26 protein-coding genes are annotated in these 25,406 nt (G+C 59.7%); 19 read left to right on the top strand and 7 right to left on the bottom strand.

Translation table 11 applies throughout. The annotated features are described in order from the left end of the window. Positions 1 to 9 precede the first annotated feature (9 nt). The 5 genes from DIE13_RS01300 (at position 10) to DIE13_RS01320 (ending at position 3,838) form a co-directional block, all read left to right on the top strand. The gene (locus tag DIE13_RS01300) at positions 10 to 1,302 is read left to right on the top strand and encodes a site-specific DNA-methyltransferase (RefSeq protein WP_124825447.1); all 1,293 of its coding nucleotides are present in this window, start codon (positions 10 to 12) and stop codon (positions 1,300 to 1,302) included. Between the two features lie 3 nt (positions 1,303 to 1,305). Beyond that, positions 1,306 to 1,848, top strand: coding sequence for a hypothetical protein (locus tag DIE13_RS01305; protein WP_124825448.1), 543 nt, complete (start codon positions 1,306 to 1,308; stop codon positions 1,846 to 1,848). Positions 1,849 to 2,108: 260 nt separating this feature from the next. Beyond that, a complete protein-coding gene (locus tag DIE13_RS01310; RefSeq protein WP_124825449.1) occupies positions 2,109 to 2,612 on the top strand; it encodes a hypothetical protein in 504 nt (167 codons plus the stop codon). A 37-nt stretch (positions 2,613 to 2,649) separates the two neighbouring features. Next, the gene (locus DIE13_RS01315; RefSeq protein ID WP_124825450.1) at positions 2,650 to 3,195 is read left to right on the top strand and encodes a hypothetical protein; all 546 of its coding nucleotides are present in this window, start codon (positions 2,650 to 2,652) and stop codon (positions 3,193 to 3,195) included. 64 nt (positions 3,196 to 3,259) lie between these two features. Beyond that, positions 3,260 to 3,838 carry a phospholipase D family protein gene (locus DIE13_RS01320; RefSeq protein ID WP_185731181.1) on the top strand — a complete coding sequence of 193 codons (579 nt, stop codon included), beginning with the start codon at positions 3,260 to 3,262 and terminating at the stop codon, positions 3,836 to 3,838. 710 nt (positions 3,839 to 4,548) lie between these two features. On the opposite strand, the gene DIE13_RS01325 is transcribed toward DIE13_RS01320, so the two are convergent. Further along, positions 4,549 to 4,980: a helix-turn-helix domain-containing protein gene (locus DIE13_RS01325; protein ID WP_124825452.1), complete on the bottom strand. Its 432-nt coding sequence runs from the start codon at positions 4,978 to 4,980 to the stop codon at positions 4,549 to 4,551. Positions 4,981 to 5,072: 92 nt separating this feature from the next. Here DIE13_RS01325 and DIE13_RS01330 point away from each other — a divergent pair, with 92 nt between their 5' ends. The 5 genes from DIE13_RS01330 (at position 5,073) to DIE13_RS01350 (ending at position 9,305) form a co-directional block, all read left to right on the top strand. Then, the gene (locus tag DIE13_RS01330) at positions 5,073 to 5,270 is read left to right on the top strand and encodes a hypothetical protein (RefSeq protein WP_124825453.1); all 198 of its coding nucleotides are present in this window, start codon (positions 5,073 to 5,075) and stop codon (positions 5,268 to 5,270) included. 135 nt (positions 5,271 to 5,405) lie between these two features. Continuing rightward, positions 5,406 to 6,623, top strand: a complete 1,218-nt coding sequence (locus DIE13_RS01335) for an RNA-guided endonuclease InsQ/TnpB family protein (protein WP_124825454.1) — start codon at positions 5,406 to 5,408, stop codon at positions 6,621 to 6,623. Between the two features lie 43 nt (positions 6,624 to 6,666). Then, positions 6,667 to 6,891, top strand: a complete 225-nt coding sequence (locus tag DIE13_RS01340; protein WP_124825455.1) for a hypothetical protein — start codon at positions 6,667 to 6,669, stop codon at positions 6,889 to 6,891. A gap of 238 nt (positions 6,892 to 7,129) precedes the next feature. Beyond that, positions 7,130 to 7,870 carry an autoinducer binding domain-containing protein gene (locus tag DIE13_RS01345; protein ID WP_124825456.1) on the top strand — a complete coding sequence of 247 codons (741 nt, stop codon included), beginning with the start codon at positions 7,130 to 7,132 and terminating at the stop codon, positions 7,868 to 7,870. Between the two features lie 778 nt (positions 7,871 to 8,648). Next, positions 8,649 to 9,305: a hypothetical protein gene (locus DIE13_RS01350; protein WP_124825457.1), complete on the top strand. Its 657-nt coding sequence runs from the start codon at positions 8,649 to 8,651 to the stop codon at positions 9,303 to 9,305. A 19-nt stretch (positions 9,306 to 9,324) separates the two neighbouring features. On the opposite strand, the gene DIE13_RS01355 is transcribed toward DIE13_RS01350, so the two are convergent. The 3 genes from DIE13_RS01355 to DIE13_RS01365 are packed head-to-tail and all read right to left on the bottom strand — an operon-like array spanning position 9,325 to position 12,892. Next, positions 9,325 to 10,242, bottom strand: a complete 918-nt coding sequence (locus tag DIE13_RS01355; protein WP_124825458.1) for a hypothetical protein — start codon at positions 10,240 to 10,242, stop codon at positions 9,325 to 9,327. Between the two features lie 54 nt (positions 10,243 to 10,296). Next, a complete protein-coding gene (locus DIE13_RS01360) occupies positions 10,297 to 12,219 on the bottom strand; it encodes a type IV secretory system conjugative DNA transfer family protein (protein ID WP_124825459.1) in 1,923 nt (640 codons plus the stop codon). Then, positions 12,209 to 12,892 (bottom strand): hypothetical protein, encoded by a 684-nt coding sequence (locus tag DIE13_RS01365; protein WP_124825460.1) that lies wholly within the window; start codon positions 12,890 to 12,892, stop codon positions 12,209 to 12,211. The genes DIE13_RS01360 and DIE13_RS01365 overlap by 11 nt, the downstream gene beginning before the upstream one ends. Positions 12,893 to 13,144: 252 nt before the next feature. Between DIE13_RS01365 and DIE13_RS01370 the strand changes: the two genes are divergently transcribed. From DIE13_RS01370 to DIE13_RS01385, 4 genes are all read left to right on the top strand, one after another. Continuing rightward, entirely contained in the window at positions 13,145 to 13,348 is a 204-nt protein-coding gene (locus tag DIE13_RS01370; protein ID WP_124825461.1) for a hypothetical protein, read from the top strand. A gap of 11 nt (positions 13,349 to 13,359) precedes the next feature. Then, positions 13,360 to 13,608: a hypothetical protein gene (locus DIE13_RS01375; RefSeq protein WP_124825462.1), complete on the top strand. Its 249-nt coding sequence runs from the start codon at positions 13,360 to 13,362 to the stop codon at positions 13,606 to 13,608. A gap of 78 nt (positions 13,609 to 13,686) precedes the next feature. Further along, positions 13,687 to 14,241 carry a hypothetical protein gene (locus DIE13_RS01380; RefSeq protein ID WP_124825463.1) on the top strand — a complete coding sequence of 185 codons (555 nt, stop codon included), beginning with the start codon at positions 13,687 to 13,689 and terminating at the stop codon, positions 14,239 to 14,241. A 452-nt stretch (positions 14,242 to 14,693) separates the two neighbouring features. After that, on the top strand, positions 14,694 to 14,951 hold the full coding sequence (locus DIE13_RS01385) for a hypothetical protein (protein ID WP_124825464.1): 258 nt from the start codon (positions 14,694 to 14,696) through the stop codon (positions 14,949 to 14,951). A 70-nt stretch (positions 14,952 to 15,021) separates the two neighbouring features. Here DIE13_RS01385 and DIE13_RS01390 read toward each other — a convergent pair whose 3' ends face one another. The 3 genes from DIE13_RS01390 to traF are packed head-to-tail and all read right to left on the bottom strand — an operon-like array spanning position 15,022 to position 20,836. Beyond that, complete coding sequence (locus tag DIE13_RS01390; RefSeq protein WP_124825465.1) at positions 15,022 to 18,189, bottom strand: conjugal transfer protein TraG N-terminal domain-containing protein; 3,168 nt, start codon at positions 18,187 to 18,189, stop codon at positions 15,022 to 15,024. After that, a complete protein-coding gene (locus tag DIE13_RS01395) occupies positions 18,186 to 19,718 on the bottom strand; it encodes a conjugal transfer protein TraH (RefSeq protein ID WP_185731182.1) in 1,533 nt (510 codons plus the stop codon). Before DIE13_RS01395 ends, DIE13_RS01390 begins: the two co-directional genes overlap by 4 nt. A gap of 11 nt (positions 19,719 to 19,729) precedes the next feature. Continuing rightward, positions 19,730 to 20,836, bottom strand: a complete 1,107-nt coding sequence (gene traF / locus DIE13_RS01400) for a conjugal transfer protein TraF (RefSeq protein WP_260435008.1) — start codon at positions 20,834 to 20,836, stop codon at positions 19,730 to 19,732. Positions 20,837 to 21,010: 174 nt separating this feature from the next. Here traF and DIE13_RS01405 point away from each other — a divergent pair, with 174 nt between their 5' ends. Genes DIE13_RS01405 through DIE13_RS01425 form a run of 5 tightly spaced genes read left to right on the top strand, consistent with a single transcriptional unit; the run spans position 21,011 to position 24,903 of the window. Further along, a complete protein-coding gene (locus DIE13_RS01405; RefSeq protein WP_124825467.1) occupies positions 21,011 to 21,571 on the top strand; it encodes a lytic transglycosylase domain-containing protein in 561 nt (186 codons plus the stop codon). Positions 21,572 to 21,587: 16 nt separating this feature from the next. After that, positions 21,588 to 21,989: a hypothetical protein gene (locus tag DIE13_RS01410; protein ID WP_124825468.1), complete on the top strand. Its 402-nt coding sequence runs from the start codon at positions 21,588 to 21,590 to the stop codon at positions 21,987 to 21,989. Next, the gene (locus tag DIE13_RS01415) at positions 21,986 to 23,326 is read left to right on the top strand and encodes a GspE/PulE family protein (protein ID WP_124825469.1); all 1,341 of its coding nucleotides are present in this window, start codon (positions 21,986 to 21,988) and stop codon (positions 23,324 to 23,326) included. The genes DIE13_RS01410 and DIE13_RS01415 overlap by 4 nt, the downstream gene beginning before the upstream one ends. Continuing rightward, on the top strand, positions 23,323 to 23,994 hold the full coding sequence (locus tag DIE13_RS01420; protein ID WP_124825470.1) for a disulfide oxidoreductase: 672 nt from the start codon (positions 23,323 to 23,325) through the stop codon (positions 23,992 to 23,994). Before DIE13_RS01415 ends, DIE13_RS01420 begins: the two co-directional genes overlap by 4 nt. Before the next feature lie 39 nt (positions 23,995 to 24,033). Continuing rightward, a complete protein-coding gene (locus DIE13_RS01425) occupies positions 24,034 to 24,903 on the top strand; it encodes a disulfide bond formation protein DsbG (RefSeq protein ID WP_124825471.1) in 870 nt (289 codons plus the stop codon). Positions 24,904 to 25,406 lie beyond the last annotated feature (503 nt).

The following is a 25,406-nucleotide window of genomic DNA, read 5'->3' on the forward strand; positions in this document are numbered from 1 at the left end:
GAAGGAAACATGCATCCAACCAACCACATCCAGCTCGACCTGTTCGCACATGTTGCCTCGGCATACGCCGAGGCCGACGACGGGACGCTGACCAACGCTGACCTCTATGCACGCGTCGCCGCGCGCGCCGGCATTCACGCCGATGCGCTCGTGTCCCGCGAGACGATCGGGGGTAGTACCGGGCAGAATCGCGTGCGCCACCGGATCCGATGGGCGCAACAGACCCTGAAAGCGATGAATGTCCTCTCACGCGTTGCGGATCGCCGCGGTGTGTGGACGCTCTCCGAGGCCGCCGGCAAGAAACTGCGCGCGGCGCGCGCCGGCGTGAAACTTGTGGCCTTCTCGACGGATCTCGGTATGGCGGTTTGGGGAAGCAATCTCGACGTGATGGACGGCATCGACGAACCGATCTCGCTCGTCTTCAGCTCATTGCCGTATCTACTGCGTAAGCCGCGCGCCTACGGCGGGATTGCCGACGAACGAGCGTATGTTGATTTCGTGTGTCGTTCGATCGAGCCGCTGCTGAAGAACCTCCGGCCGGGCGGATCGATTTGCCTGAATCTCACCGCTGATGCTTACGAACCGGGTACGCCAGCCCAGTCGATCTATTTCGAGCGGCTCGTGGTTGAGCTGCGCGATCGGCTCGGCCTCTGGAAGATGAACGACGTCATCTGGGAAGGCTCGAAGCCGCCGGGTCCGACGCACTGGGCCTGCGTGAACAACGTCCAGCTAGTGTGGGCTTACGAGCATGTCCTTTGGTTGAGTAACGATCCGGCGCGCGTGCGCGCCGACAACCGACAGGTGCTCGAGCCGCACACGGATAAGCACCGGCGCTTTGTTGCGGCCGGCGGCATCCAGCGGCGCGCCTCGTATGGAGATGGCGCGCATCAGCACCGGCCGGGCGGCTTCAGCCAGCAGACGCCCGGCAGCTTGCCGCGCAACATTCTGAAGCGCGGAAACCGGTGCGCCGACACGCTGCAGTACCGCGACGATGCGGAAAACCTTCGGCTTCCCGTGCACGGCGCGATGATGCCGCTTTCCGTCCCGGACTTCTTCATCCGATTCCTGACCCAGCCAGGTGACCTGGTCGTCGACCAGTTCGCTGGAACCATCAAGACGGGCATGGCAGCGGAGAAGCTGCAGCGGCGGTGGATCTGCATCGAGCTGATGCTCGACTACATTCGCGCGGCCGCCGAGCGCTTTCGCGCGTGCGCCGGTTTCGAGTTGCACTCGGCGATCGAGGTGTACCCGACGGCGTACGCATCGACGCGCGCACCGACGGTCGCAGCTGGAGGATGGTGATCCATGGAGCTGACTGAATATCACCGGCTGCGTGCAGCCGTCTGCGAATCAGGATACGCCGGTGACGTTGTTTGGTCGGAAGCCGTGGCGAAGCCCGAAGACGCCGACGCGTTCGTGCGCGAATACATTTTCGTCGTTTGTAACTCCGGCATGAAGGCCCAGATAGCGCGCGGCATCTACATGAAGGTGATGGGCGCCCTCGACGCCGGCCGGCGTCCCGACACCGTGTTCGGCCATACCGGGAAGGCCGCGGCAATCTGGGAGGTCTGGACCGCCCGTGACGCCTGGTATGAGCGGTTCGTGAAAAGTGAAGACCCGATCACCTTTCTCGAAACGATGCCGTGGATCGGCTCGATCACGAAGTGGCACCTAGCGAAGAACTACGGCGTCGACGTCGCGAAACCGGATCGGCACCTGGTGCGCGTCGCCGATCGCTACGGTACGACGCCTCAAGACCTCTGCGAGCGCCTCGCGCGCGAGAGCGGTGACCGGATCGGCACTGTCGACACCGTGATTTGGCGGGCCTGCAATCTGGGGATCCTGTGATCCGGACGCAAATCCTCCAACGTTAAAGGAGCTAGGTATGGTTGCCTAAATGAACCCTCCCGCCGGGTCGCGCGCACCGTGGCGCGCGACCCGGCTACCACGCGGAGATTCTTCGATAATCGAAGGAGCATTTCTGCATTTTCTGGTCTGCGTCTACATTGTGTGGGCGCAGCGGGAAGCTGTTTGTCCTCAATTTCTGAAGAGCGATCCATTCGGGTCGCGAAGAAAAAGGCTGCGCCTTTTCGCTCAGGGAGCAGCAGATGAACCGCAATCAACAACGCACGTCGGCGCAACGGTGGGGACGCCGCCATATTCCGCGGGCCGCAGAAGTGAAGTGGACCCGCCAGATCGAGGAAGATCTTTTTGTGCACTGCGCGTCCGTATTCACGAGGGCACAACAGCAGCCGAAAAACACCGCGGCCGCACACGGCATTCGCACGATCAACGATCTGCCGTCCGCCGGCGGTCTCTTGGCCGTCTTGCACGACTCGGCATTGCAGCAGCGCGACGGCCAAACGCGAGCGGCTATTTGGTGGCGCCTGGTCAGCATGTTGGAGCTCGCAGCCACCCCCGGTCGCCTTCTGTCGTGGGTCGGCGTCAGAGACGCCAGCGGTGCAGTTCAATTCGCCGAGGTGCTCGTTCGAGCATGTGCGACCGCGCGCTTGCCGAGCGCGGAGGTGCAGGATGGCGGCTTTGACGCCGACGAACTCGTCTTGCGGGTTGCGGCGATTGAGGCCCGTGAACTGTCTCCTGTCGCGGCGTAAATCAATCGGGAAGTGATACCGAGTACGAGAAGAAGAGATGGCAAAAATTCGCGCGTTGAAAGGATCCTTGATCTTTGGGATGGTGGTCCTGGCGATAGGGCTTGTGTGGAAGTTTCCGCCGGGGACTGCCAAGACAGAGATACAGCGCGGCGTAATGGCGAAGCCGTACTACGAGCTTGGATTCTCCAAAGAAGACGCTGCGCAGATCATTGTTCGAAACGCGGTCCGCAGCGCTCGGACGTCGATCCTCGTTTCGACGGACGCCACTGATATCCAAGCGATTGCACATGAGCTTGGCGACGCGAGGAACCGAGGCGTGCGCGTCCGTGTGGTGGTGGCTGTACGCGATCTGGAAGCGACCGCAGTACCGGTACAAGATCTCGCTCGTCACGGTGTTGAAATCAGAAAAGCTACTCAGGCCCCTGCGTTTCGTCAGTTCTTGGTGATCGACGGCGAAGGCAACGAGTCGGGGAACGTGGTAATGGGCGATATGGGCGGTGTGCTTCTTGTCGCGGACCTTGACCTGGTCACAAGTTTTCGCAAGGAATGGGAAAGCCTCTGGAACCGTGGTGAGCCACTCTAAAACGAGGGGACTCTTCGGCATTGAGGGTGTAACTCGAGAGTGGATGGGATCCGAGATGCGAGGAATGAGTGTAACAAATGTAGCTATCCTACTGATTGCGTCGGCGGCCGCAATCGCGATAGCTCGCAACCACACGCATGCCGACGTCGATCGAGGCCACTTTTCGAAGACATCTACCTACGAAGTTGGCTTCTCCCCGGTGGGCACCGCCGAGACCATCGTTCTGCACGCGATCGCCAGCTCTCACGAGTCCATCCTCGTCGCCGCGTACAGCTTCACAAGTCGCACGATCGCGAACGCCCTGGTCGACGCGAAAAGGCGTGGCGTGCGGGTGTCGGTGCTTGCCGATGCGCACCAGAATACTGAGCCGTATTCCATGGTGCGATTTCTCGCCAACCGCGGCATCGAGGTTCTGTTGGTCGACCAGGGCGACGCATTCCATCACAAATTCTTCGTCGTCGACGGGCAGCATGTTGAGCTGGGTAGCTTCAACTACAGCAGCGCAGCAAAACGTAACGCAGAGAACGCGATCTACCTGATGTACGTCCCAGAGATCGCGCGTCGCTACTCGGAAGAGTGGGAAACCTTCCGACGCCAAGGCATTCCCGTAAAGATGGACAAGGAGCACGCATTGGCCTGGTGAAGCTGGCGAACATGACGAGCTTGCTCGGCTTGCGTTAGCAGGTGCAGCCCGCGGCCGCTGTCACCGATCGTTTGGCCACGATACCAACGGTGATCGGCATGGCCGAGGGAGATCCACCCCATAGAACCACGCCCATGACACGAGGGTCCACCAGCGCCGCTCGCGCGAAGCGCGATCTCTTGCCGCGAAGCGGCATATCCGGCGCGTAGCGCCATATTTCGCGCATCGCGCGATCTACCGCGACAGGGTCGCGATATGAGCGTCGAAGACGCGATATACCGGCTAACTTGTTAGCCGGGGTGTTCAGCCGTGGGCCTGCAAATGCCCGTATTCTCCGCGTAGGCGAAGACGGTGCCTTGCCACCATAGGGCCACGCACTCCGATCTCGGGAAAATCTCGACTGCCTCGTACGGCGCGGGCACGCCTCCACCGATTCTTGTCCCAAAGCCCCCCGATGCCGCAAGCGCGTGGCTCGACGGGGTCCCCTTCGCCCGGGAAGTCGACGCATCTGCTGTTGCGCGGAGATGGGCTGATCCCTATTAAAGATGGCGGCGACGTTAGTCGCTTTGGGTATCTCGCATCTTGCGGGCACTCCGTGACGACCGGCCGGACCAGGTGCACGTGAACCCACATGCCGGCTTGTGATTCAAGTCCCGTGCGTGATCATCCGTTATAGGTTTGTTGCGATGGAGATCGTCAAGGCGACACTTTCACTTTTTGGATAATTGATGCGACCTGCGGACGTGATCGCCTTTCTCCGATGGATTCGAGGAAGCTTGGTCCCCTTCTCCCGGGATGGATTTAAGCAACGCACTGGTGGCAGAGAATGATTCCGCGGGTACCCTTCTACGATCTGCGTCTACAACCGCATCAATCAGAGATCGTGCACTCTTACTGAGGTTATTAAGGAAATGAGCGTTTTCACTTAATCCTACGGCTACAGGAGCACCAGACAAAGTGGGTAAATCGACCGCGCGATTGGTTCGCTCGTAAATGGCAAGTATCTGCCAATAGCTTGGTTCGGTTTTTCCGTTCTCCCACTGCGAAATGGCGCCTTTAGACCTGCTGACAACGTCGCCGATCTGTTCGAGCGTGAGTCCGGCGCTTTCGCGGGAAGATTTGAGCCATTCAGCAAGAGTCATAGCCAAAATGGTAGAGAAAAACTTAACTCGCGTGGTATCGTTTTGCTTGACTTTTATTGTTTAAAATTTCTATACTTGATGATGTCAAATTCGTGTCGATTGTTGGTGAGGGCGTGATGGGAGAGGAGTATTTATCTTGGCAACACGAAAAACGCAATTTGGTGAGAGACGGTGGTGTCTTGATGGATATTTATAATTCTCGTAAGTTGGGTGATGTGAATTTTACTTTGTCGAGGAAATTTAAATCAGGAATCGAAAATCAAATTTCAGAATTGATTTTTGCGAAGTGATTTTTATTTCACTTCTGCCGGTGATTTTTTGGTAAATTTAGATGGAGATTTCAGTGTATTAGCGTGTCGATGTAAATACACGGTGAATTCGCCATAAACGTGGAACCCCAAAAGTCGGCAGACGTTATTCTTCCCATGCAACGATTTCAAGCCTTCCGATTCGAGCTGATGCCGACAGGCGAACAACTTCGCAAGTTGCGCCGGTTCGGCGGGGTGTGCCGGCGTGTCTATAACGATGCGTTGGCCGAACAACAACGCCTCCATACGGAAGGCTGCCAGTTCGTGCCATATTTCGGGATGACAAAGTGGCTGACAAGCTGGCGAAACGATGTTGAGACGATGTGGATGAGCGAAGCCCCGTACTCGATCCAGGCGAGGGCGCTGAAGGACTTAGATCGCGCATACCGAAATTTCTTCGACGGCCGAGCAGGATTCCCACGCTTCAAGCGCAAGTGCGACCAGCGAGACAGCTTTTGCTTCCCGGACCGACACAAGATCAAGCTAGATCGGGATAACGGGCGCGTATCTCTGCCAAAGCTTGGCTGGTTACGCTACCGCATGAGCCGAGTAGTGCTGGGCGAGGTCCGTAACGCAACGATATCGCACCGCGCAGGGAAGTGGTTTGTATCGATCCTCACAGAGCGCGAGGTGAATTCGCCTAGCCCGACCGGACCTGCCGTCGGGATTGATGTCGGTGTCGCACGTTTCGCGACTCTCTCTGACGGATCCTTCCTTGCGCCGCTTGCGCGCTTCCGGGAGCACGAGCGCCGTCTCGCGAAGTATCAGCGCCGTATGGCGCGCAAGTCGAAGGGCTCCTCGAACTGGAAGAAAGCAAGAGCCCGTGTCCAGAGGATCCATGCTCGCATCGCGAACGCACGGGCGGACTTTCTGCACAAGGCTTCCACAGCGATTTGCAAAAACCACTCGATGGTCGCAGTCGAAGACCTGATTATTCGCAACATCACGCGGTCGGCTCGCGGTGAATCAGACGCACCGGGCCGGAACGTCCACGCGAAGTCAGGACTGAACAAGGCGATTCTGGACCAGGGTTGGGGGGAGTTCCGCCGGCAGATTAAGTACAAGACAGGATGGTGCGGAGGATTGTTCGTGGCGGTATCGCCCCGCAACACCAGTCGGACGTGTCCGTGTTGCGGGCATGTCGCGGCTGCCAATCGAACAACCCAAGCACGCTTTGCCTGCATATCGTGTGGCTTTGAGGCGAACGCCGACTATGTCGGCGCTCTCAACGTTTTAGCGGCGGGGCACGCCGTTCTAGCCTGTGGAGAGAAGGTGCAGGTAGGCCGCTCGACGAAGCAGGAACCCACCGAGGCGACTTACGCCAACCCGGCGTAACCGCGGTAGGAATCTCCTTCCATCTGGAGGGAGTGGACGTCAAATGCCGATTGCGCAGCCTGAAATGGCTGATCTGATAGACGAGTTACCGAGCACAGCTCAAGGTGGGTGGATAAAAAATGCGTCGAGCTTCGGGGATTGTACCGATGCGATCGTGCAATGGGGTTATCCGAAGACGTGGCGACGACTGGCGGAAGTGTTGCTATTCGCAACGGTGAACCGACAGGCGACAATGGTGGTCATGACCGGCTTCGACGACCACGTATAAAGGGTAGAAAAGAAACACGCGGTGGCTGATGTAAGCGGAAGATGACAGTGCTGGAACACCACCATCTTCCTGGCCACGGCATCGCGAGAGAGCATTCCAATGGCTGTCAGCATTTTAAGGCATCAAAGACGTGTTAAATCCGCCGATTTACCCTATCCGGGGCGACAATCGTTGTTACGATCTGTAACCACAATCGCTGCGCAGCCGACGGCGCAGCGCGCTTCCGCGGGAGGGCATCATGCGTACTGACGCCCAGACCCGATGGTTGGTCGGATTAGAGGAGATCGCTCAAGCGCAGGATCGGATCGCCCTGAACAGTCTGACACGGGCGCTCCTGACACCCCTCGGCGTCGAACGATTCGTTTTTATTCACGCCTCGTGTGAAGGACCGGAGGAGCTGCTACTTGATACGCAGATCTTGATGGGTTGCGACGAGCGATGGTTAAAAACCTATCGCGAGCGAAAATGGTTTGTGACGGATCCAGGCCTGAACTATGCGCGGCGCAACTTTACCCCCGCGACCGCCACAACGATCCCACACGAAACTGACGGACAGAGGATCTTCCGGCAACACGACATCGCCTACGGGTTTCGCTCGAAACTCGTCGTGCCCGCGCATCTACCTGTCTTGAAGCGACTCGGTGTGCTCTATGTCGGTAGCGATGCAGACACATGGGAGGGCGAGCCGGATCTGTTCGCGAACAAGATACTGTTCCGCATGCTTGCGCTCGAACTCCTCGACTGGTTCCACAATCAGTTGCGCCGCGACATGACGGAGGCGCTCGGGCTCACGGAGCGTCACACGAGCATCCTAAATCTGTTGCGCCGTGGATACTCGGCGAGCCACATCGCCCACGAGCTGAATTTGAAGGTGCCCACGATATACGCGTACTACAAACAACTGAACCAGAAGTTCAGCGTGAATCACATTACGCGTGTTGTGGAACAGGCGGCACACCTCGGCCTACTGGAGCACTAACAGTTTTGCGATTAACTCGAGTCAGAACAAGGCGCATGAACATATCACTTTGCGGCCGCGTTTAATATAGCGTTACAGAGAGGCCGATGGTACGATGCAAGCGCATTGACGGTGCCTGTCTATTGCCAAAGATAGGATCCGTCGTGTAGGGGTAGCGCATAGCGGAGACTATGCCGATATAGCGGACGGTGCGAGGGCCCGGCCGTTTTGTTTGCCAGCGACGGCCCGTCAACGACGGGCTGTCTCTCTTCCAGCTCCACGATCGGACGGCACGCGAACCGAAAGCATTCGAGCAGGTATTTCTGGATGTGCACTCTCTCCTCGATACTGATCCCCTTCGGCACTTATGCCGAATGTGCTGGTAACGTTCGATCTCGTGATAGAGAAAACTGTCGGCAATTCCACTGCACTTGGTTTCGCTGTCGACGAACTGCACCAGCCGCAGAGCGAAGTCGGCCGGCGCCCGATCGGCATCCTGTACGAAGGATGCAAGCGCGTCGCCCATAGCACCGATATCAAGATGTAGAGCGAAGAGCAATTTGCGACAGGGACACATTAAGGACGAAGCGCTGGCCCACTGGCAGCTTTCTACGTCACGAGATCAGCGCGACGTTACTGTGGATAGGCGCGATCGTCCGTGCAGGCCGCGGCTGGTCGGGGGATCTACGACGGGCTACAGCAGTGTGGGAAATCCGACGGTTGTCAAAATTGAGCTCGATAATTCATACATCGTCGGATGTAGGGAACAACACTTCAAACAAGCAATTGGAGAGCCAACATGGCCATGCATGTTGAGAAAAAGTACGGGGAAGATAGGCAGATCTCGGGGAACGCGATGCGCGTGCTGACAGCAGCAGCCGTCGTGTTCGGCCTCTCGGCATGCGCGGCGGTCGACCCATCGCTGCAACAGAACGCCGGCGCATATCGCGACGTGATCGACTATCAGATGGCCCTCGTCAAGAATTCGCTTCATCGGCAACTCACCTTTGCCAGCTCCCAAGCGCAGCAACCCGGGGCGCCGGCGAACACGGACAACATGATCCTTTCCGGCGCCTCACGCGACACTCTCGGGCAGGTGGGGGCGTTCCGCAAGGGGAGCGGCTTTAGCGCGCTGCATCTCGCCTTTAGCGCAGCCCATGTCGACGCCGGTTCTCTGTACAACAGCTTCTGCGCGTCACGCGGCGGTGCGCTGTCGACCCAGCGCTTCTCCATCGACGGTCGGTCCGCAAGCCTGAGCAACTGCACCGCGCAAGGGCAACTGGTGTTCATCACTCGCTCTGAGTATCTCGGAAAGCGCGGTTGCTCCCGGAGCGGAAACTGCGAGGATGTCAGCAAGTTCGATACGATTTCTCTCGAACCGCCGACCGCGCCGAGCAAGTTGACGAAGGACGCACGCGCGGAAATTTCTGCGCTCGGCGCGCTTCTGCCTCAATAAGCAAAGCTGCTTTATCGGCTCAGAATAGTCTCGACCACGCGTAGCTGAATGCGCGTGGTCGGAAGTGGTTCTCCCGGATGTACTCTTCCTGCTCGAGCACGGGATTGCGTCCTATCACGTAAAGGAAGTCGTCGACACGGCCATCGTGGACCGACACCTTCGTCCCGATCATCCATTCTTCCGTGAGCCGGTCGACAACAGCGTTGACCTTGTCGATCACCCACTTCTCGTCTGCATCACCCTTGTGCTGATGCCCGAATGGGCGCGGCATGCGCGAGATCGCTTCCCCGAGAAGTTCGTGCTTCGAAATGCCTGGCTGCTGCCACGCCTCCGCGACGATCCACTTCCCCGTGTCGCCGCAGATCCACCCCGCGTTTCCGACCACCAGGTCAGGGCAGGGTGCCGCGTCGAATCCAAAGGCTGCGTTCACCCGGAATTCGGTAAGGTACATCTCATAGACGAGCCGGAGACGAAAGACGTCGATCCGAATCGACTCACTGATCGCGAGAAGAGCGTCTCGAAGAACCAGGTCACGGCTCGATTCACCGAAGAAGAAGCGGATCGCCGCGGCCTTCTCACGGGCCGTATACCCGTTCTCGAAGAGGGTGCACTTGTGCCCATTCACAAGCAAGAACGCGTCGCGTTCATCCTCGTCGTCAAAGTCCTCTTCGGTGATGCGGTCGTGCTGCTTCGAGACTACGCCTCGTCGTCGGACTCGAGCGTCCTGTATATCACTTTCCTGGGCGACGTCAAATTGCGTAGTACTACCCGATGACTCGTGAATACCCTCTTCACCAGGTAGAGAATCCAGATCGCAGTCTGCTTCAAAATCAAGATCGCCGAGGGCGTCAAGATTTGGGCCAGGATCATACCGATCACCGTTCGAAGCGGTGGAATCAGGAGGATCAATATCGAAGCGAAAATCACCAGTCCCCATGACATCATTCTTCCTTGTTGCTGGTCCTAGAATCGAATCCGTAGAGTCTTTGCTTTAAGCCGATTGGTCGAGGCTCGGGTAGTCCTTGGGGTCGTCCGACTGTTTCGGTGACCCACCGCCTTCGCGCGCGAGCAGCTCGTCAACACGCTCGCTCAAGCGGTAAGCGCGCTTGAAAAGCTGCGCATCGTGCCTGCGATAGTTCAGCTTCACGTCCTTCAGTGTCGCGGCCGTCGCTTTGATCATGATTTTGTCGAGCATGACCATGGGGATCCGGATGTTGAAGATCTGCGATCCCTCGTACAACACAACTGCCTCGCCCTTATGGAGCTTCTTCAGGTCGTCTGGGGTAACCCGGTGCTCCTCGACCTCGCGCTCACCATAGCTGGAGCCCTCAGAATCACCGACGTTGTGGCCGGGCGTCGTCTTGAGCATTTCGGCGCTCTTGTTTTGAGATGACGAAGTGCTCATCGAGCGCTGGATGCGCTTGTGATACCCGATCAGCTCCGCACATTCCTTCGCTGTGTTCTGTGAGCCCACGCGGAAAATCATCTTCGTCGTTGCGTTGCCGGCGACGCGCTCATTCGTCTCGCGCTCTTCCGATGTAGTCGGCAGCGTTTGCATCGCTGGCATGAGGAAGAGACCGGCGGATCGGGCCTGTTCGAAGAATGGTCCCCAGTTTTCCTCGAGGTAGCTGCGGGCTTCGTCCAGGAACGTCAGGAACGGAATCTTGGGACGGTCGGCCGGTCGCATCTGAAGCCACGAGCACGCTGTCTTCAGGTCGGCCACAAACATCTTGGCGAACGGCTCCGCGGTCTCGCCCTTGCCCATTGTGGGCAGAGCCACATACGTGATCCGCCCGTTCTTCACGCTCTCGTACAGCCGCACGTCCGGTGCGTACGAATTCATGACCTGACCGAAGGTGCCGGAAGCGAACACGGATAGCTTGCCTGCGATGCCGCCGAGAACCTGGCGTAACCGGTTGATGTCGATCTGACCTGACAGGGGGTCCTTCGGATTGAGTGCGCGCCGGAACCGATTCAGCCACAACCGAAGCGTGTCGAGCTCTTCGCTCGGCCCTTTCTTCTCGAGCTGGATCGCCAGGTCGTCGAGCGCGGTCCCGTTGTTGAGCAGGATCACGAGGTCCCGCATCGTGTAGGTCTTGCCGGCTTTGTCGAGTGCGGCGAACAGCGTCTTCAGTGCGTCGAAGGCTTCACCGCGATAGTAGTCCGCCGCGGCAGCTGCTGGCACCAGGACCAGACAGCGGGTCGCCTTTTCGTCCGGGTCTCCGTCGAAGAGCGGGTTGTACGTGTTCGAGAGGTTCGGATCGCCCGGGTTGATGACGTCAAATTCATGGCCACGTCCTGCCCAGCAGGCGAAACGATAGAGCGTGAGGATGTTGTCGTAATCGAGCTTGCCGTCGATGAAGATCACACCGCCACCGCGCTGGATCTGCTGCAGCATCAAATACGACCCGGCGACGGTCTTCCCCACGCCGGACATCCCGAGGATCTGAACGTGCCGGAAGAGCTCGCTGTCCGGCAGGACGATGGGCTCACCTCTGTCGGTCGAATACCCGAACAGCAACCCATCGCCATACTTGGCCGGCGACGGGTTGGACTTAATTCCGAGACTGCTCTTCAGAAAGAAATGGCTCTCCCACGGCTCGAGGAACCGATTCGCGAGAAAACTGGTCCCGCCGAACGCGAGCACGGACGAGAGCAGTCCACCGCCGAGCAGCGACGCGACGGTCGGTGGGAGCAGCGCCTCGAGCGGGCGCCATGCGGCGACGACGGAGAGGCCAGTCGAGGCGAGCGCCCACGCGTCTTTGAAGCCACCGAGGCGGACATCATAGAGAGACTGCACGAGCGTTGAGAATTTGAACGGCTCTTCCTCGTGCGGTTGCCGCTTTCGGCGGCGCTGTCCGGACAGGGCGGAAAATACCCGCCCCGTCGCCGCGTCGACCCACTTACTCGGCATGGGTCGCGGCCTGCGGCGCGTCGGAAACCGCGCGATCCGTCCAGACCTTGTGCGTCCATGCCGCTGCGACGCCAAGCACGAGCACCGCGACCACCAACTTCTTCTGCATCGACATCTGGTTCTTCGGCGCATCCGGCTTCGGAACCGTGGGGGCCGACGGGCTTGCGGGGCTCGACTTGCCTTGCGACGGTTTGCCTTCGGTCGCGCCGACGATGCTCTCGAACGCCTCGTAGTACGGTCCGAGCGCGGACCGAACCTTCATTGTGTCGATGCGGCCCCCGACTTGGTCGCCCGGGCGCGACACGCGCTGGTACAGCGCATGCCATTGGCTGAACCGAAGATACACGGGATCGGTTTTTCCGATCGCCGTTGTTGCGGCATCTTCGAGGTCGGCCAGGAGCGTGCTACTGGTCAGAACATCGACCACCTTCTTCAGGTCGTAGTGGACGCCGAGTCGATCCCAGACGCCAAAGATCGCCGAGAGTGCTTCTCGGGCATTCTCGCCGGAGAACAGAACCGCGTCTGATGCGGGTGCCAACCCGTCGAATATTCCCGCCCGATCGACGAACTCGAGGACGAACCCTGCCTTGTCGTGTCCTGCGCTTTCCGTGCTTTGCAGGATCTTGTTGATGCGATCGAGCGCGAGCTCGCGCGAGATGAGTTCCGTAGCCATGTCTGTCCTTCCCTAAGTCGATGCAGTTGACTATTCCGGGTCGCGGAACTTGCCATGCGACCCGATCGAGATGCTCGGCGTCGATTGCCGAGCATGCCGAATCTACGGGACGCGAGCGTTTATCAGAAATAATCCAGCGCTGAGCGATCGGGCAATGTCGTCGCCGACGAGATCGGCAGCCGGCCCCCCAGTTTCTGTATTTCGAGAAGCGTCGGTACCTTGTAGTCAACGTCTCGCGCAAGGAGCGAAACCATGAAGCTGTCGACTCTCACAAAGGTCCAACTCGCTGCGACGGCCGCGCTACTTTTGACCGCCGGCGTGTGCGAAGTCGTTAGCGAGGATCTCGGGCCGCTGTTTGCGACTGTCTTGCTGACGGCCGCGGCGCTTACAGCAGGAATAGCGGTGATCGGCGGCTTAGTCGACTGCGTCGCGGAAGGGCCGGGACACAGTTCCTGAGGAGGTGTTTCATGAGCGACGTCGAGCGAAACTTTCCCGAGGAGACGAAGCAGTCATCGGGCGGTAGCCGGGCATCTCGCATCAGCGCCCGGGTCGCGGTCGAAATCGCCGCGCGTAGTCTCGAAGAGAAGGGTGACCGGCTATGCGACCCGGATTGCGCGCGAGCCATGCGCGCGATGGCGTCGAATGGCTGTCGCGCCAATGCGGACCTGTTCGCCGTGGCGGACCGTCGGCACCGCTTCCCGCCGCCCACCGATTGACTCGCCCCGCAGGCGCGACAGCCATTCGACGCCATCGCAAGCATCTCCATGAACTATGGACATTCCTGGAGAAAACTCATGATTCAACTTGTTGAAGTACGCGATCGATACCGATACGGCGATCAGCTTCCTCGTTCTGTCAGCTTGAGCCGTTGGCAAGCTGGGAGGGACGTATTCATGCACCGGCATCAGCCCGTCGGGATGAGGCCACGAACGCTTGGGCGGCCCGATCTCGCATCGGCGTTTTTGCAGGAGACACTCGTCTTCGTGCGGCACTCAGCGTTGTACGCTTTGTTTTTGTGCAAAGACCACATGCTCGTCAGCGCGCTCGAGATTGCCCGCACCGATGAGGCTAACGGAGACCTTCGCGTAAGCGAGCGTGAAATGAGAATCCGGCGTCGGGAGGTGGTGAAGGTCGCAATGCAGTCGTTTGCAGCTGGACTGATGCTTGTGATGCACGAGGTCGGCCCGATCCGCCCCGGCAGCATGACGCTCGCAGGCGAGGTTCATTCGGCGCTCGTTGAACCGCTATCCATGATCGATGTCCAGTTCACTGACCACTACTGGATTGCAGGGAACGACGTCCGATCTTGGTTCGCCAAGGATATCGAGGATCTCCTCCCCGTTCTCTGAACTCTAGCCCAACCATCGTGTTGGGCTTTTTTCATTTCCGGATCAGTGATATGACGCCGGGACACCCGCGGCTACTCAACTTGATCTCGTACCGTAGTGCTCTTTCCGCATGCGGGAAGCCCGGCTCAAGATTTCCGCTCCATGCAGTTCTTGAGGGGATTCCAAGAGCAGGGACACACGAAGCGTTTGACCTGTTTCTATCTAGACGGACCAAATTCCGCGGGTTTTGAATCGCGCACCTCGCTGCGCGTACGCGCAGCAACCCCCGATGTTTCGCGTTTCCCTCCTTCGAGGCCGCCCTTGTGTGAATTTGGTCATCCTCGACCGCTGCGCTCCATTTTTTTAACAACAAACCGCTTCGGGCCCTTGCATATTTCGAATACGTATGCTGGAATGACTTCGTAAGCCGCGTTTGGTGCGCGGTCAATATAGTTAGTCTCGACGGTGAAATCATGGATTGGCTGAGCGAAGTGATCACTAACCCCGTTCCGCTGCTTGTGGTAGCGGTGGTGGCGCTCGTCATCCTCGGGAATGTAGTTCAGGCCGTGCGCGCTAAGGGGCAAATGGCGAATGTCGAGGGCGATGGCTACGTCAGTCCGTCGGACTCGCGCGCTATCGAAACGATGTCGCCGATGTATAACTCGGGCTCTGGCGCGTACATCTCTCCTGGCAGCCTGATCGACGTCGATGGTCACGCGGTGATGCATTGATGCGAGGGTGAGCGGCAAAGAAAAAGGGCGACTGAGTCGCCCTTTTCGTTTGGGGAGTTACCTCGTGGCATTACTCACCATCTTTTCGAATCCGTCCTGTTTGTTCGTGATCGTTGTAGTGGCCTCCGAGCCGATAGGAGTTTGCGGGATTACCGCCAGTGTCATCAGATTGAGCGACCCGTGCATTCACCTGACGCTCACCACCTTGCCGTTCTAATTTCGTTTCCTCCACCGCGGCAGCATCCTGCACAGCTTCAGCCGCCCCCGTCACACCTGCTGCTCCTCGTTCTACTCGACCGAATTGCCCAATCATCGCGGGAAGCCCGCCTGACCCTACGCGGCCAGCGACAGAGTCTGGATTCGCCGGATCCTGTACGGCCAGTTTGCTCGCTGAGCCATGGATCCGCGCATGAACGTCACCGGGCAGCGCCCCGGCCTTCGCGAGGTCAGAGTCGGACATTCCAGGTGTGAGCGTGCTGCGGACCTGATTCATGGTCCGCGCAGAATCTGCATACGCCGAGGCGGTGCGCGACAACCCTTCACTATCTCCGTACCCAACCGCGCTCGAGACAGCCGCTGCGACGCGGTATCCGACGGCTTGGTCGCCGAAATCGTTCGAGCGGAGCATGCGCGTAGCATTCCGCATCAGGCGCGCGGTGTTCATCGGCGAGAACCCGCCGTCCGTGCTCATCCCTTCGGTCAGTCTCGACATAACCGCTCGTGCCCCCTCGATGTCGCTCCCGAAGGCTTGTTGCGCTATGCTTCGTGCCCCAACAAGTGCGTTGCCGACCGCGGCCTGCTGGGCCGCTTGTGGAGCCATTTGGGCATTCTGTGTCAGCGCGCCCATCTTGATGGACGTTTGCGCAGAGGCCTGCGCTTGGGCCTGCAGGGAATGTTCCGCACTGTTCGCGCGCTGCAGTGATTCTTGAGCTGAAGTCCCGAGACGGAGCGCTTCCTGCGCCGCGCGGTCGAAGCCGGCCTGGGTCGATACGGTTCCCTGGCTGGTCACGCTGGAAGAAGTGCCGTGATCAGCGGTGTCCTCCTTGCCAGACCGGCTGCCTTCAGTGATCGACGTCCCGGTTCTGGCGGATTTCTCGCGGCTGCTCGAAACGTCTTTAGAAATGCTCCCCGATATCCCACCACCGTTGCCGAGGAGCTTGAAGCCTGCGCTCCCGCTCACTTCAGCCCTGGTTGTATTTCGGTTCGAATCCGACGTGCCTTCGCTAGTCGCTGACGCATGGTCAATCGCCTGCTGAGCCACGTCAGTAATGCGATGGCTCATACCGGCTTGCTTGGTGATTGAAGCGTTGAGGGCTGTCGCGGCCGAACGGCCATACCGCGCTGAGATGCTTGACATTGCATCAGCGTATGCACCAACCGAAGTCTGCGCGCTCGCGGTAGCGGCGGCGCTTGTCCGGAGCCCGTCTGCGAACCCTGCCCCAGTGGTCAGCGATGGAGATGAGTCGACGTCTGCACTGGTCAACGCTGTTCCGCTCGACAGCATCCCCTGATACGACGGGCCCGCGAGTGCCTTACCGGTGTTCATTGCATAGGCGTTCGAGATCGAAGCGGCGTTCGTAGCGGCATCGAGAGAAGGCGCGGGCTGTTTCGTATCTACTGCGGTGTCGGAGCCGTTGGCGCGGTTCGCCAGGCTCGTCAGTGCGAACATAGACCCCGTCATCACGATCAGCATGATCAGCGGCGCCTCGGCCATCAGCGAGCCGGCTGACGCCAACATATTCGCGGTCTGGTTGTAGAGCGTGTCGATCTGGCTGGGGGCGAAGAGTGCACCCTGCAGTCTCGACCCGGTGATCATGTTCTGCCAGCTCACCTGGATGTAGTAGCTGATGATCGCCGCACAGGGCATCCATGATTGGGTCCACATGCCGAACAGCAGGTACGTGAAGTAGATTCGAAACGCCGCGAGCCCGACTGCTACACCGATGATCGCGATGATCGGCGTCAGAGCCACGAACAGGAAGGTCATCACGTTCATGGAACTCGTCATGAATGTGACGAACATGGACCCGCTCGCAGCCATCGACGCGTGCGCACGCTCAACGCCTTCACCCATGATCATCGCGAACTGCGCGGCAGAATCGGGATTTGCATCGGCTCGGATCGCCGCCAGTACAGTCGGCGAGAACGTATGGTTGATCATGAAGGTATTGCTGTCCGCGCCGATCCTCGCGACCATGTTCTGGATGAAGGTCGAGTAGCTGTCGTAGGCAGAACCGCCGGATCCAAACGTCGAATTCGGCGTCTCGATTGTGTTGTCCGTCGCGGCAGTGACTACCTGGAGGTCTTTGCCCATCGTCACCGGCTGTGCGGCGAAACGCTCCCGAACGGCCTGGTTCTGGACGTAGGCCTGCATCACGTTCGCCAGCCCGTTCGCGGCAACGGAGCAGGGCACGAGCGCCGGCGGCGGAAGCGGATCGACCGATTGGTCGACGTACTCGGTGTAGCCGCCCGGTTGCGATGCGAGGAGTCCCAGGATCCCGGCGCCCGCGGCTGGATTGTCGAGCTGCGTGAAGTCGAGGCTCTTGCTGCCGTCAACCCCACCACGCTGGCAGTAGTGGATGAACTTCTGGATGTTCTCGGTCGTCGTTTGGTGAACGTTCGGATCGTAGAGCGTACGCATCGACAACAGGATCTTCAGCGGCTTTGCGAATCCGTCCGTTCCCAGCGACATGTAGTTGTTGTCCGAGTCAGCCATCGAGAAAGCAGTCTCGAGCTTCGTGGTGATCGTGTAGTCGACAAGACCGGCGATGCCCGCAGCGTAAGCCATGCCGATCGGGACGTTGTCAACGTAGCGCGGTGGTGAGCCGTTGATCGCGCCTCCGGAATCGCCGAAGTATGAAACCACCTGCAGGGACGTCGTCGGTATGAACAGCATCACCGCAGCCAAGAGCATCACGAAGTACTGCCCGATGAGGAAGCGTTGCTGGAAGATGGACTGACCAAGGATCGAGATCAGCCCGACGAGCGCCATACACGACATTCCGCCAACGACGACGGAGTCCATGGTGTTCCCGTGACCGAACAGCATCGCGACTGCGTTCAACCCGGCAACGATCGGCACGGGGTCGCCGGCCACGTAGAGTGTCGGGAAGCTGCCCACACTCGGCGCCTGCATGTTGGTCAAACCTGCATACGACATCGACGGCGCAACGCCGGCCGCGAGCGCGGCGAACGTGATCCAGAGGCGAGACGGGAGACGGAATCTACGACGATTCATTTGGAACCTCCCTTCATCGGGCCATTGAATTCGGCGTCGATCTTGATTGCACTCACGATCTGGCTGATGCGTGCGAGGCGGTCACGCTGGTGCTCACCTTCAAACTGCACCAAGTCTTTCGAGAACGCGATTCGTGCGGCGTCCACCTCGGAAGGCATCGGTGCATTTGCCTTGCCGTTCGCTTGATTTGTCATCGAGCCAGGGACAAACGCCGTGTTCAAGATTGTCAGCAGCCCCTCGCCCAGCGACGCGGCGAGATCCTCCGCCATCAACTGCGCGATCTGGTTGTAGATTGCGGTGGGAGTCCCGCTTCGGAAAGCGTCAAGGAGAAGCTTCTGATAGCCCACGGGCATTGAACGGAGGAAGGCGAGCTGCTCGGCGGTGAGGGGCTGGCCCGTACGCATGTTCGAGATGATGCTGCCAGGCATGACCACCGTAACCAAGCGATCCGCATTTTCGTCGGCACCCAGATAGGTCGAGTACGATTGGTCGCCCGCGAGTTGCTGCACGACGTAGCGCAACGTGCCGGGGAAGCCTAGTGCGCGAAAGTCGTTCCGCCTCTCGAGATGCTGGCAGGTCAAAGCGTCGCCGTCCGTCCAGTCGACACAGGTGTTGATTAACTTCGGTGTGCCGTCATAGCCTGCGACAAGGTCTGCGAACGTGAGCGTCGGCGAATACTTAGGTGTTGGTAGGCTACTATTTGGCCCGCCGTCGGATTGCCCCGGAGCAGGGGTCGTCTGAATGACACTCGTGCCAAACACATTCAGCACCATCTCGATTGTTCCGAGTCGCCCGCCGAAAATCCCCGTGTTCGAAAACGTAGACATCGCGCCCGTGGTCATGATCGCATTCACGACGACATTCCCGTAGCTCGTGCTCGAGTTCGCTTGCGACTTCGTGACAGAGTCAATGCCACTGCTAAATACCTGCTGTTGTGTGCCCAGCCAATCGTTATTACCGCCGGCCACCGTCAATGCGTTCTGGTCGATGTCGCCCTTTGCCGGCCCCAAGAAGGACATCATGTCTTCCAGGCCAGACGCTTTGACCGCGGTCGCAACCAGTGTCTTCGAGACCTTGCACGTGTTCACCTGCGCGGAATTTAGCTCTTGCATGATCTTCTCGAGCTTCCCCATGATCGACTCGCAGGGGTCGCAGATCGCTTTGATCGCGAGGTGAACGAGGTAGCCCGCGGCGTTCTGGATGATCATGCGGATCATCTGACTGAACTGCTGACCGTTCAGGAACGAGAATGCACCGAGGTACATGTCGATCCCGCCGCAGCCTGCATTGAAGTGCGGCGGGTCGAACGCGACGATCGAGAATGTGTTGATCGGTGCGCGCATCGAGAAATTTCCGCCGTAGACTCCCACACTGGTATTTCCGCTGTACACGCGCGCGGCTGTCGTGTTCCACATCACGTCCATCTGCGACGAGACACCCGCGGACGCCGGCGTTGCAGCTGCGGTGAGGAGTGCGATCGAGGACCAGCAAGCAAGGTACCTAATGCGCAGCGAACGACGCTTCTTCATGATTGATTTCCTCATTGCAGTCGCCCTTGTACGGCGTTGCGCATCATCTTCACCAGAACCTTCGGGTCGTCCGCGTCACCGTTGATGGCACGAAGCTCCTCAAAATCCTGCTGAGTCAAGATCCCCCGTTGCTCGAGGTTCACGAGATCGGTGAGCTCTTTCGGGATGAGCTGCTGGTCGGCCGCGGCGATCACGATCTTGTCGACCAGATCCGACTCCGCCATCGCACCCTGGGCGACAACCAGGAACCGATTAGGGGGTACCGCCATGACCACGGCCGGTGTCACGAGAAGACCGAAAGACTTGAACACCTGCCGGTTTTTGTCGGTGACGAAGCCACTCATCCCAGGCAGGCCGGCACCGTCCAGCGAGATGTTCTTCACCGTAAAGCCTGCATTCTTTTCGATCCGCTGCAGGGTCGAGTATTGGGTCTTGCAGAAAGCACACTGGCTGTCGAAGAAGAACCAGAGCCCCGAGGACTTCGCGAGATCCGCGACTATCTGCGACTTCGCTCTCGAGATCGCGAAGAGCATGTCTCGCTTTGCGAAGGTTGCCGACGGTACCCGCACCGATTCGTTGAGGTAAGGATCGGACGCAACGACCTTTTCTGCCGTCGATTTAAAGTCGTCCGTCATGTCCAGCATCATCCGCTGCGACCAGAGGTACGCCGACACGTTCTCCTCGGTCGGGTTGTCGATCGCGTTGTCGAGCAGCTTGGGCATCGATGCGCGGAGCCACTCGACCGAGAACATCTTCGGCTTCGGTGCCGCCTCGCTCGGCGCAGGCGGCGCAGATCCGGGTGGTGGTGCCTCGACAACCGGAGGCGGTGGCTTCGGCTTCGGGTCGTTATAGAAGAACCAGCCGTCGTTCTTTCCGGAGTAGTACGCCGGGTTCTGCGCGGACTGACGGGAAGCACCAGCGACGAGCTGGGCGGATGCGACGTTTGCCGCGATCACAAGGCCACCCATGGCGACCGCAACCGCGAACCGGATCTTTCCCGCATGCGGGAATTTTCGCCACGCTGGCCGCCTTTCGCCGGGGCGTCCGTTGGGCACCCATGTGCCGCTATTGCCAACCGTCATCGAGCCACCTACCGAGATGAAGGCGCTGCCCTGCATAGAACTGCGATGCACGACACGCGCCAAAAATGATTTCTGATAAACGCATCTGTCTTGGACACTGCGCCCTGTATCGCGATGGATTCCAGTTCAACCCGCCGCGGACTCTACGGACAAACGCAATCCGATTATTTGCGGCATCGGTAGAAATTCAGAAATCATTTGTTCTCGAGCATGGACGACATTCGAAAGCTGACACGACGAGCGGTTGCCGCCGCAGCCGCGATCGTTGCGACGTGCACCGCGCACGCGGCGGACCTCGGCCCATATAGCGCGTGTTTTGAGCAGGCGGCGGCGCAGTACGGCCGCGATCCGGGGCTCTACGCCGCGATCGCAACCGTGGAATCCTCTGGATGCCGAAGTTCCGTCAACGTCAACAAGAACGGAAGTCGTGATGTCGGCTGCATGCAGATCAACTCGGGAATATTTCCGTTCTTGAAGCAATACCGGATCACCGAGGAGAAATTGCTGAATGACCCGTGCCTGAATATTCATGTCGGGGCATGGATTCTCGAGACGAAGATCCGGAAGGTCGGGCCCACGTGGGAGGCCGTCGGTGCGTACAACGCTGGGTGTTCACGCCTCAAGGGAAGTGCATGCAGGGCAGCCCGGGAACGATACATCTCGAAAGTGATGCGCGCGTACCGAGCGCAATCCGCGCCTTCCGGCAAGATCGTCCCGGTGTCCGTCCCGGCGACCCCGCCGCGACGCGTGCTTCGTGTGAGCGGGGACTGAAATGCAGAAGTGGCTCATGACAATCCTGATCGCCGCGGGCGCCTATTTCACGTGGTGTTACTTCGTACCCAACCAGGCCGATCGGATCGACCAGGTCGCGGCGGGATGCTTCCGCGTAGTCGCAGGCACCGGCGCAATGTTGCACGAACCGCTGCCGTCCGTTGGCGACCTGATCTACGGTCAACGTGAGGGCGCGCGTGAAACGTGCGCCGCAATGATGTACGGCTTCACGCAGGGCGCGGCAGATCTGGCCCGCCACGAAGAGAACGTGCGTAAGGCCGCGAACCCAGCGCTCTACGGGGGGCCATCTACCGGAGTCGAAGCCGCGAGCGGCGCGAGCAGTGCATCTGCGCCGCCATCGATCGGCGCGCCGGCGCCCCCCGCGATCCCCAACGCGAACAATCCGGGATCGCTATGAACGGACCTATTCACGCGTCGGCGCTATTCGAGAACTTGCTTGTCGATCCGGCGAAGGCGACCAATCCTTTGACCCAGTCGGCGAGCCGCCGGTTTGCACACACGAAGCGGGGCGACGAGCCCCTCGTGGCGCTGCTAAACCACGTGTTTGACGAAGCCGTCAGCATGAGTGCGTCCGACGTGCATTTCCAAGATGCAGTTGCGTACACGACGATCCGATATCGGGTAAACGGGGTGCTGCGCGACATCTACTTTCTGCATCGCGAGGCGGGGCAGGAGATCGACGAAAAGATGCGCGCGCGGTGCAAGCTCGATCCGACGGAACGGTTGGCGCCGCTTGACGGCAAATTCATGTTCGACCTTGGCGATCGGATGCTCGAAGTGCGTGTGAGCGTCCTCCAGACGAAGCACGGGCAGTCGATCGTGTGCCGATTGCTTGACCAGGCCAATGCGGGGCGGTCGGTCGATGCAGTCCATATGCGCGATGACGTGCGGGAGACATTCCTGTGGGCGCTTGGTCGTAGCGAGGGGCTGGCACTCGTGTCCGGGCCGACAGGGTCCGGCAAGACGTCTACGCTCTACGCGGGCCTGAATCACCTGAATGAGCGTGAGCGCCACATCGTCACCGCTGAAGATCCCATCGAATACGACCTCCCGGGTACGACGCAAGTCCAGGTCGAGCCACCGCAACGCAGTTACGCAAAGATCATGCGGTCCTTTCTGCGTCAAGACTTCGATGCGGGCTTGATCGGCGAGACTCGCGATCACGAAACAGCAGCGATTACGGTCGAAGCGAGCAACACGGGCCACATGATGATGACGACTATTCACACGAATAGTGGCCCGTCGGTCGTAACGCGGATGCTGAATCTCGGTGTGGAGCCGTACGCATTCGGATCCGCGATTGTCGCGATCTTGTCGCAGCGCCTGCTGCGAAAGCTCTGCGATTGCCGTATCGATTACTCACCCAGCGACACGGAGCGAACGTTGCTTGCGGCGCGTGGCATTCCCGTGGATCGCCCCTTCTTTCGAGCGAACCGTGACGGTTGTCCGAAGTGTCGTCCGAAGGCCCTCGAAGCCCATCCGCTTGAAGTCCAAACGGCGCTCGCGCACCGGCTCGGTGTCGGGTTTCGCGGTCGGGTGCCGGTCATCGCCATCTTGCGTGGCACCAATGAGCTGCGCACAGCGATTCAACGCGTGGACTATCCCGCCATCATGGCCGCGTGCCTGAATCAGCCGCAGTACCGCTCACTGCCGGTTACTGCCCTTGACCTGTGCACAGAAGGCCTCGTGGACTTCCATGAAGCGTTGGCCGTGTCCGAAGGAGATGCGCAATGAACCAAAGTCGTCGCCGGCGCGTCCTCGGCGTAGTAGCGGCCGCAGGCATTGCGGCTCCGATGCGTGCCTTTTCTCAGTTGACCCTCGGTGGCCCGAAGAGTGCCCTCCCGGAAACCCTCACCCCTTACTTGGTCGTCGGCGACTTCGCTGAGGATCGCGGGAAGGTGTTCATGTTCTTCGATTTCAACTGCCATTTTTGCCAGGCGAACTGGCGCGCGATGGCGCTGTGGGGCTCGACGTTACCGAAGGGCTTCCGATTCATCGATGTCCCCGTGGTTTTTGATACACCCGACAGCAAGGTCGCGGCTGCGGCTTTCTATGTGGTGAAAGTGCTCGCACCCGCGCGCCTCGAGGAGTTCAAGGCCCGGGCATATGCGACTGCGGAGTCGGGGCGAGGAACCGCGGCCCAATACGGCGCGATTCTCCGGTCGATGGGCCTCGACCGTGATCTCGTGGTCAAGACGGTCCGCGGTGCCGACGTCCTGGATCGTATTCGACGAGCGGTCGAGCTGACCCAGCGTTACACCGTCGAGGTGACCCCTAGCTTCGGCGTGGGTGGTCAGTACGAAACGAATGCAAATTTCACAAACGGCGATTACGTGCTGCTCGCGAAACTGCTGAGCGGCCTCGTGTCCCGGCAAATCGAACAGGGCAAGACCCGCGCCTGAAATCCTCGGCCAACCGTCCCGTTAAGGAGCTTGAAAACCATGTCGTTCAAGAAACATCTGGGTGTAGTGCTTATTGCTTCCGTCCTCGCCTCGTCCGCATTTTCGGCCGACGCAGGTGGCGCCGCATCGACACCGAATGTGAGCGGGTCCGCCGCTACGTTGATCGCACGCCTCACGAAGGGCATGACGGCGGTGAAGACCTTCAACACGCCCAACGGGATGATCGGCGTGGTCGCGAAAGCGGCCGATAAGCAGGGTGCGACACGCCCGGTAATGCTGTTTGTCGATCCCGAGGGCCGCATGGTCCTGTACGGCCTGGGCTTCGACCTGAAGACGAATACCCTTCTCGGTGCCGAAGTGGTGAAAACCGTATTTGGCGCGGGCAGCCAGAATTTTGCGGTCCCGCCGGCCGCTGCACAGTCGGCTGCTGCGCGGCCGACTGACCAGGTCGACAGCGCGACGATCGCTCGCCTGCAAGGCGCGGCTTATATCGAAACGAAGGGTGTCGCAACGGGTGGTTCGACGATCTACGCATTCGTCGAGCCGAACTGCGGATGGTGCCAACGTGCAGCGCCCGCGATGCTTTCCGCGCAGCGAACGCCGGGAACTCCTTTGTCCTCTGCGACGATTCGCTGGATTCCGCTTGCCTTCTCCGACGACGCAGCGCAGCAGGGTGTGGCAGCCCTGTCCGGCACCGGGGACGGCCGCGCTCGCGTCGCGCAGCTCTTCGCGCCCGTGAAGCCGTTCAATTTCCAATCGAACCCGACCGCGCAGAAGCTGACCCAGAACGTCGCGCTGTTCCAGCAACTCGGCGACAGCGGGACTCCGAGCTTCTACGAGCAGCCGCGGGGATCAGCCGGCGCGCGTCGGATCGAAGGCTGGGGCGGCGTCGAAGCGTTCGGGCATTGAGCGATGAATCACCGAAAGCGGCTCCAGGCTGGCCTCATCATCGGGGTGGCAATTGCGATCACGGGAAGCACGTTTGTCCGCCCGATCCCGAATGGCGCTCCTGCCGCTACAAACCTGTCAGCCGCCGCCGTAGGCCCGGCGAACTCCGGTGCGCGAGATCGAGCGAGCGCTGCTGATGCGCCGGGCGCGCTCGTCACGAGCTTCCAGGTGAGGCACGTCGCGTTCGCCGGTTTCGCTAGCGCACTCACGCTCGGCGTATGGCCTCGCGCGTTCGCCAACGATGTTCGTGTGGTTGGCGACTATCGGGACGGGTGGACCCCTGACCAGTTTGAACTGCTGCGGGCGAAGGCCTATCCCGCCTTCCAGCGCTTCCGATATTTCTGGGGCTGCGTTGTATCGATCCTGATCGTTTCTGCATTTCGAAGGCGCTTGGGACAATCCGTTCGGTCCTCTCGAAAAGGCTAGATCGATGTCCTATTTCTCAAGATCGCGAGTCAAACGCG

This window comes from Burkholderia sp. Bp9016 (genome assembly GCF_003857765.1).
GTDB lineage: Bacteria > Pseudomonadota > Gammaproteobacteria > Burkholderiales > Burkholderiaceae > Burkholderia.

Coding starts and splice junctions, on each gene's coding strand:
- DIE13_RS01405 (WP_124825467.1), top strand. CDS start 21,011: ATGGACGACATTCGAAAGCTGACACGACGAGCGGTTGCCGCCGCAGCC.
- DIE13_RS01425 (WP_124825471.1), top strand. CDS start 24,034: ATGTCGTTCAAGAAACATCTGGGTGTAGTGCTTATTGCTTCCGTCCTC.
- DIE13_RS01350 (WP_124825457.1), top strand. CDS start 8,649: ATGGCCATGCATGTTGAGAAAAAGTACGGGGAAGATAGGCAGATCTCG.
- DIE13_RS01410 (WP_124825468.1), top strand. CDS start 21,588: ATGACAATCCTGATCGCCGCGGGCGCCTATTTCACGTGGTGTTACTTC.
- DIE13_RS01420 (WP_124825470.1), top strand. CDS start 23,323: ATGAACCAAAGTCGTCGCCGGCGCGTCCTCGGCGTAGTAGCGGCCGCA.
- DIE13_RS01335 (WP_124825454.1), top strand. CDS start 5,406: ATGCAACGATTTCAAGCCTTCCGATTCGAGCTGATGCCGACAGGCGAA.
- DIE13_RS01325 (WP_124825452.1), bottom strand. CDS start 4,980: ATGACTCTTGCTGAATGGCTCAAATCTTCCCGCGAAAGCGCCGGACTC.
- DIE13_RS01375 (WP_124825462.1), top strand. CDS start 13,360: ATGAGCGACGTCGAGCGAAACTTTCCCGAGGAGACGAAGCAGTCATCG.
- DIE13_RS01360 (WP_124825459.1), bottom strand. CDS start 12,219: ATGCCGAGTAAGTGGGTCGACGCGGCGACGGGGCGGGTATTTTCCGCC.
- DIE13_RS01390 (WP_124825465.1), bottom strand. CDS start 18,189: ATGAATCGTCGTAGATTCCGTCTCCCGTCTCGCCTCTGGATCACGTTC.
- DIE13_RS01370 (WP_124825461.1), top strand. CDS start 13,145: ATGAAGCTGTCGACTCTCACAAAGGTCCAACTCGCTGCGACGGCCGCG.
- DIE13_RS01305 (WP_124825448.1), top strand. CDS start 1,306: ATGGAGCTGACTGAATATCACCGGCTGCGTGCAGCCGTCTGCGAATCA.
- DIE13_RS01310 (WP_124825449.1), top strand. CDS start 2,109: ATGAACCGCAATCAACAACGCACGTCGGCGCAACGGTGGGGACGCCGC.
- DIE13_RS01315 (WP_124825450.1), top strand. CDS start 2,650: ATGGCAAAAATTCGCGCGTTGAAAGGATCCTTGATCTTTGGGATGGTG.
- DIE13_RS01395 (WP_185731182.1), bottom strand. CDS start 19,718: ATGAAGAAGCGTCGTTCGCTGCGCATTAGGTACCTTGCTTGCTGGTCC.
- DIE13_RS01415 (WP_124825469.1), top strand. CDS start 21,986: ATGAACGGACCTATTCACGCGTCGGCGCTATTCGAGAACTTGCTTGTC.
- DIE13_RS01355 (WP_124825458.1), bottom strand. CDS start 10,242: ATGGGGACTGGTGATTTTCGCTTCGATATTGATCCTCCTGATTCCACC.
- DIE13_RS01365 (WP_124825460.1), bottom strand. CDS start 12,892: ATGGCTACGGAACTCATCTCGCGCGAGCTCGCGCTCGATCGCATCAAC.
- DIE13_RS01380 (WP_124825463.1), top strand. CDS start 13,687: ATGATTCAACTTGTTGAAGTACGCGATCGATACCGATACGGCGATCAG.
- traF (WP_260435008.1), bottom strand. CDS start 20,836: ATGCAGGGCAGCGCCTTCATCTCGGTAGGTGGCTCGATGACGGTTGGC.
- DIE13_RS01300 (WP_124825447.1), top strand. CDS start 10: ATGCATCCAACCAACCACATCCAGCTCGACCTGTTCGCACATGTTGCC.
- DIE13_RS01340 (WP_124825455.1), top strand. CDS start 6,667: ATGCCGATTGCGCAGCCTGAAATGGCTGATCTGATAGACGAGTTACCG.
- DIE13_RS01320 (WP_185731181.1), top strand. CDS start 3,260: ATGAGTGTAACAAATGTAGCTATCCTACTGATTGCGTCGGCGGCCGCA.
- DIE13_RS01385 (WP_124825464.1), top strand. CDS start 14,694: ATGGATTGGCTGAGCGAAGTGATCACTAACCCCGTTCCGCTGCTTGTG.
- DIE13_RS01345 (WP_124825456.1), top strand. CDS start 7,130: ATGCGTACTGACGCCCAGACCCGATGGTTGGTCGGATTAGAGGAGATC.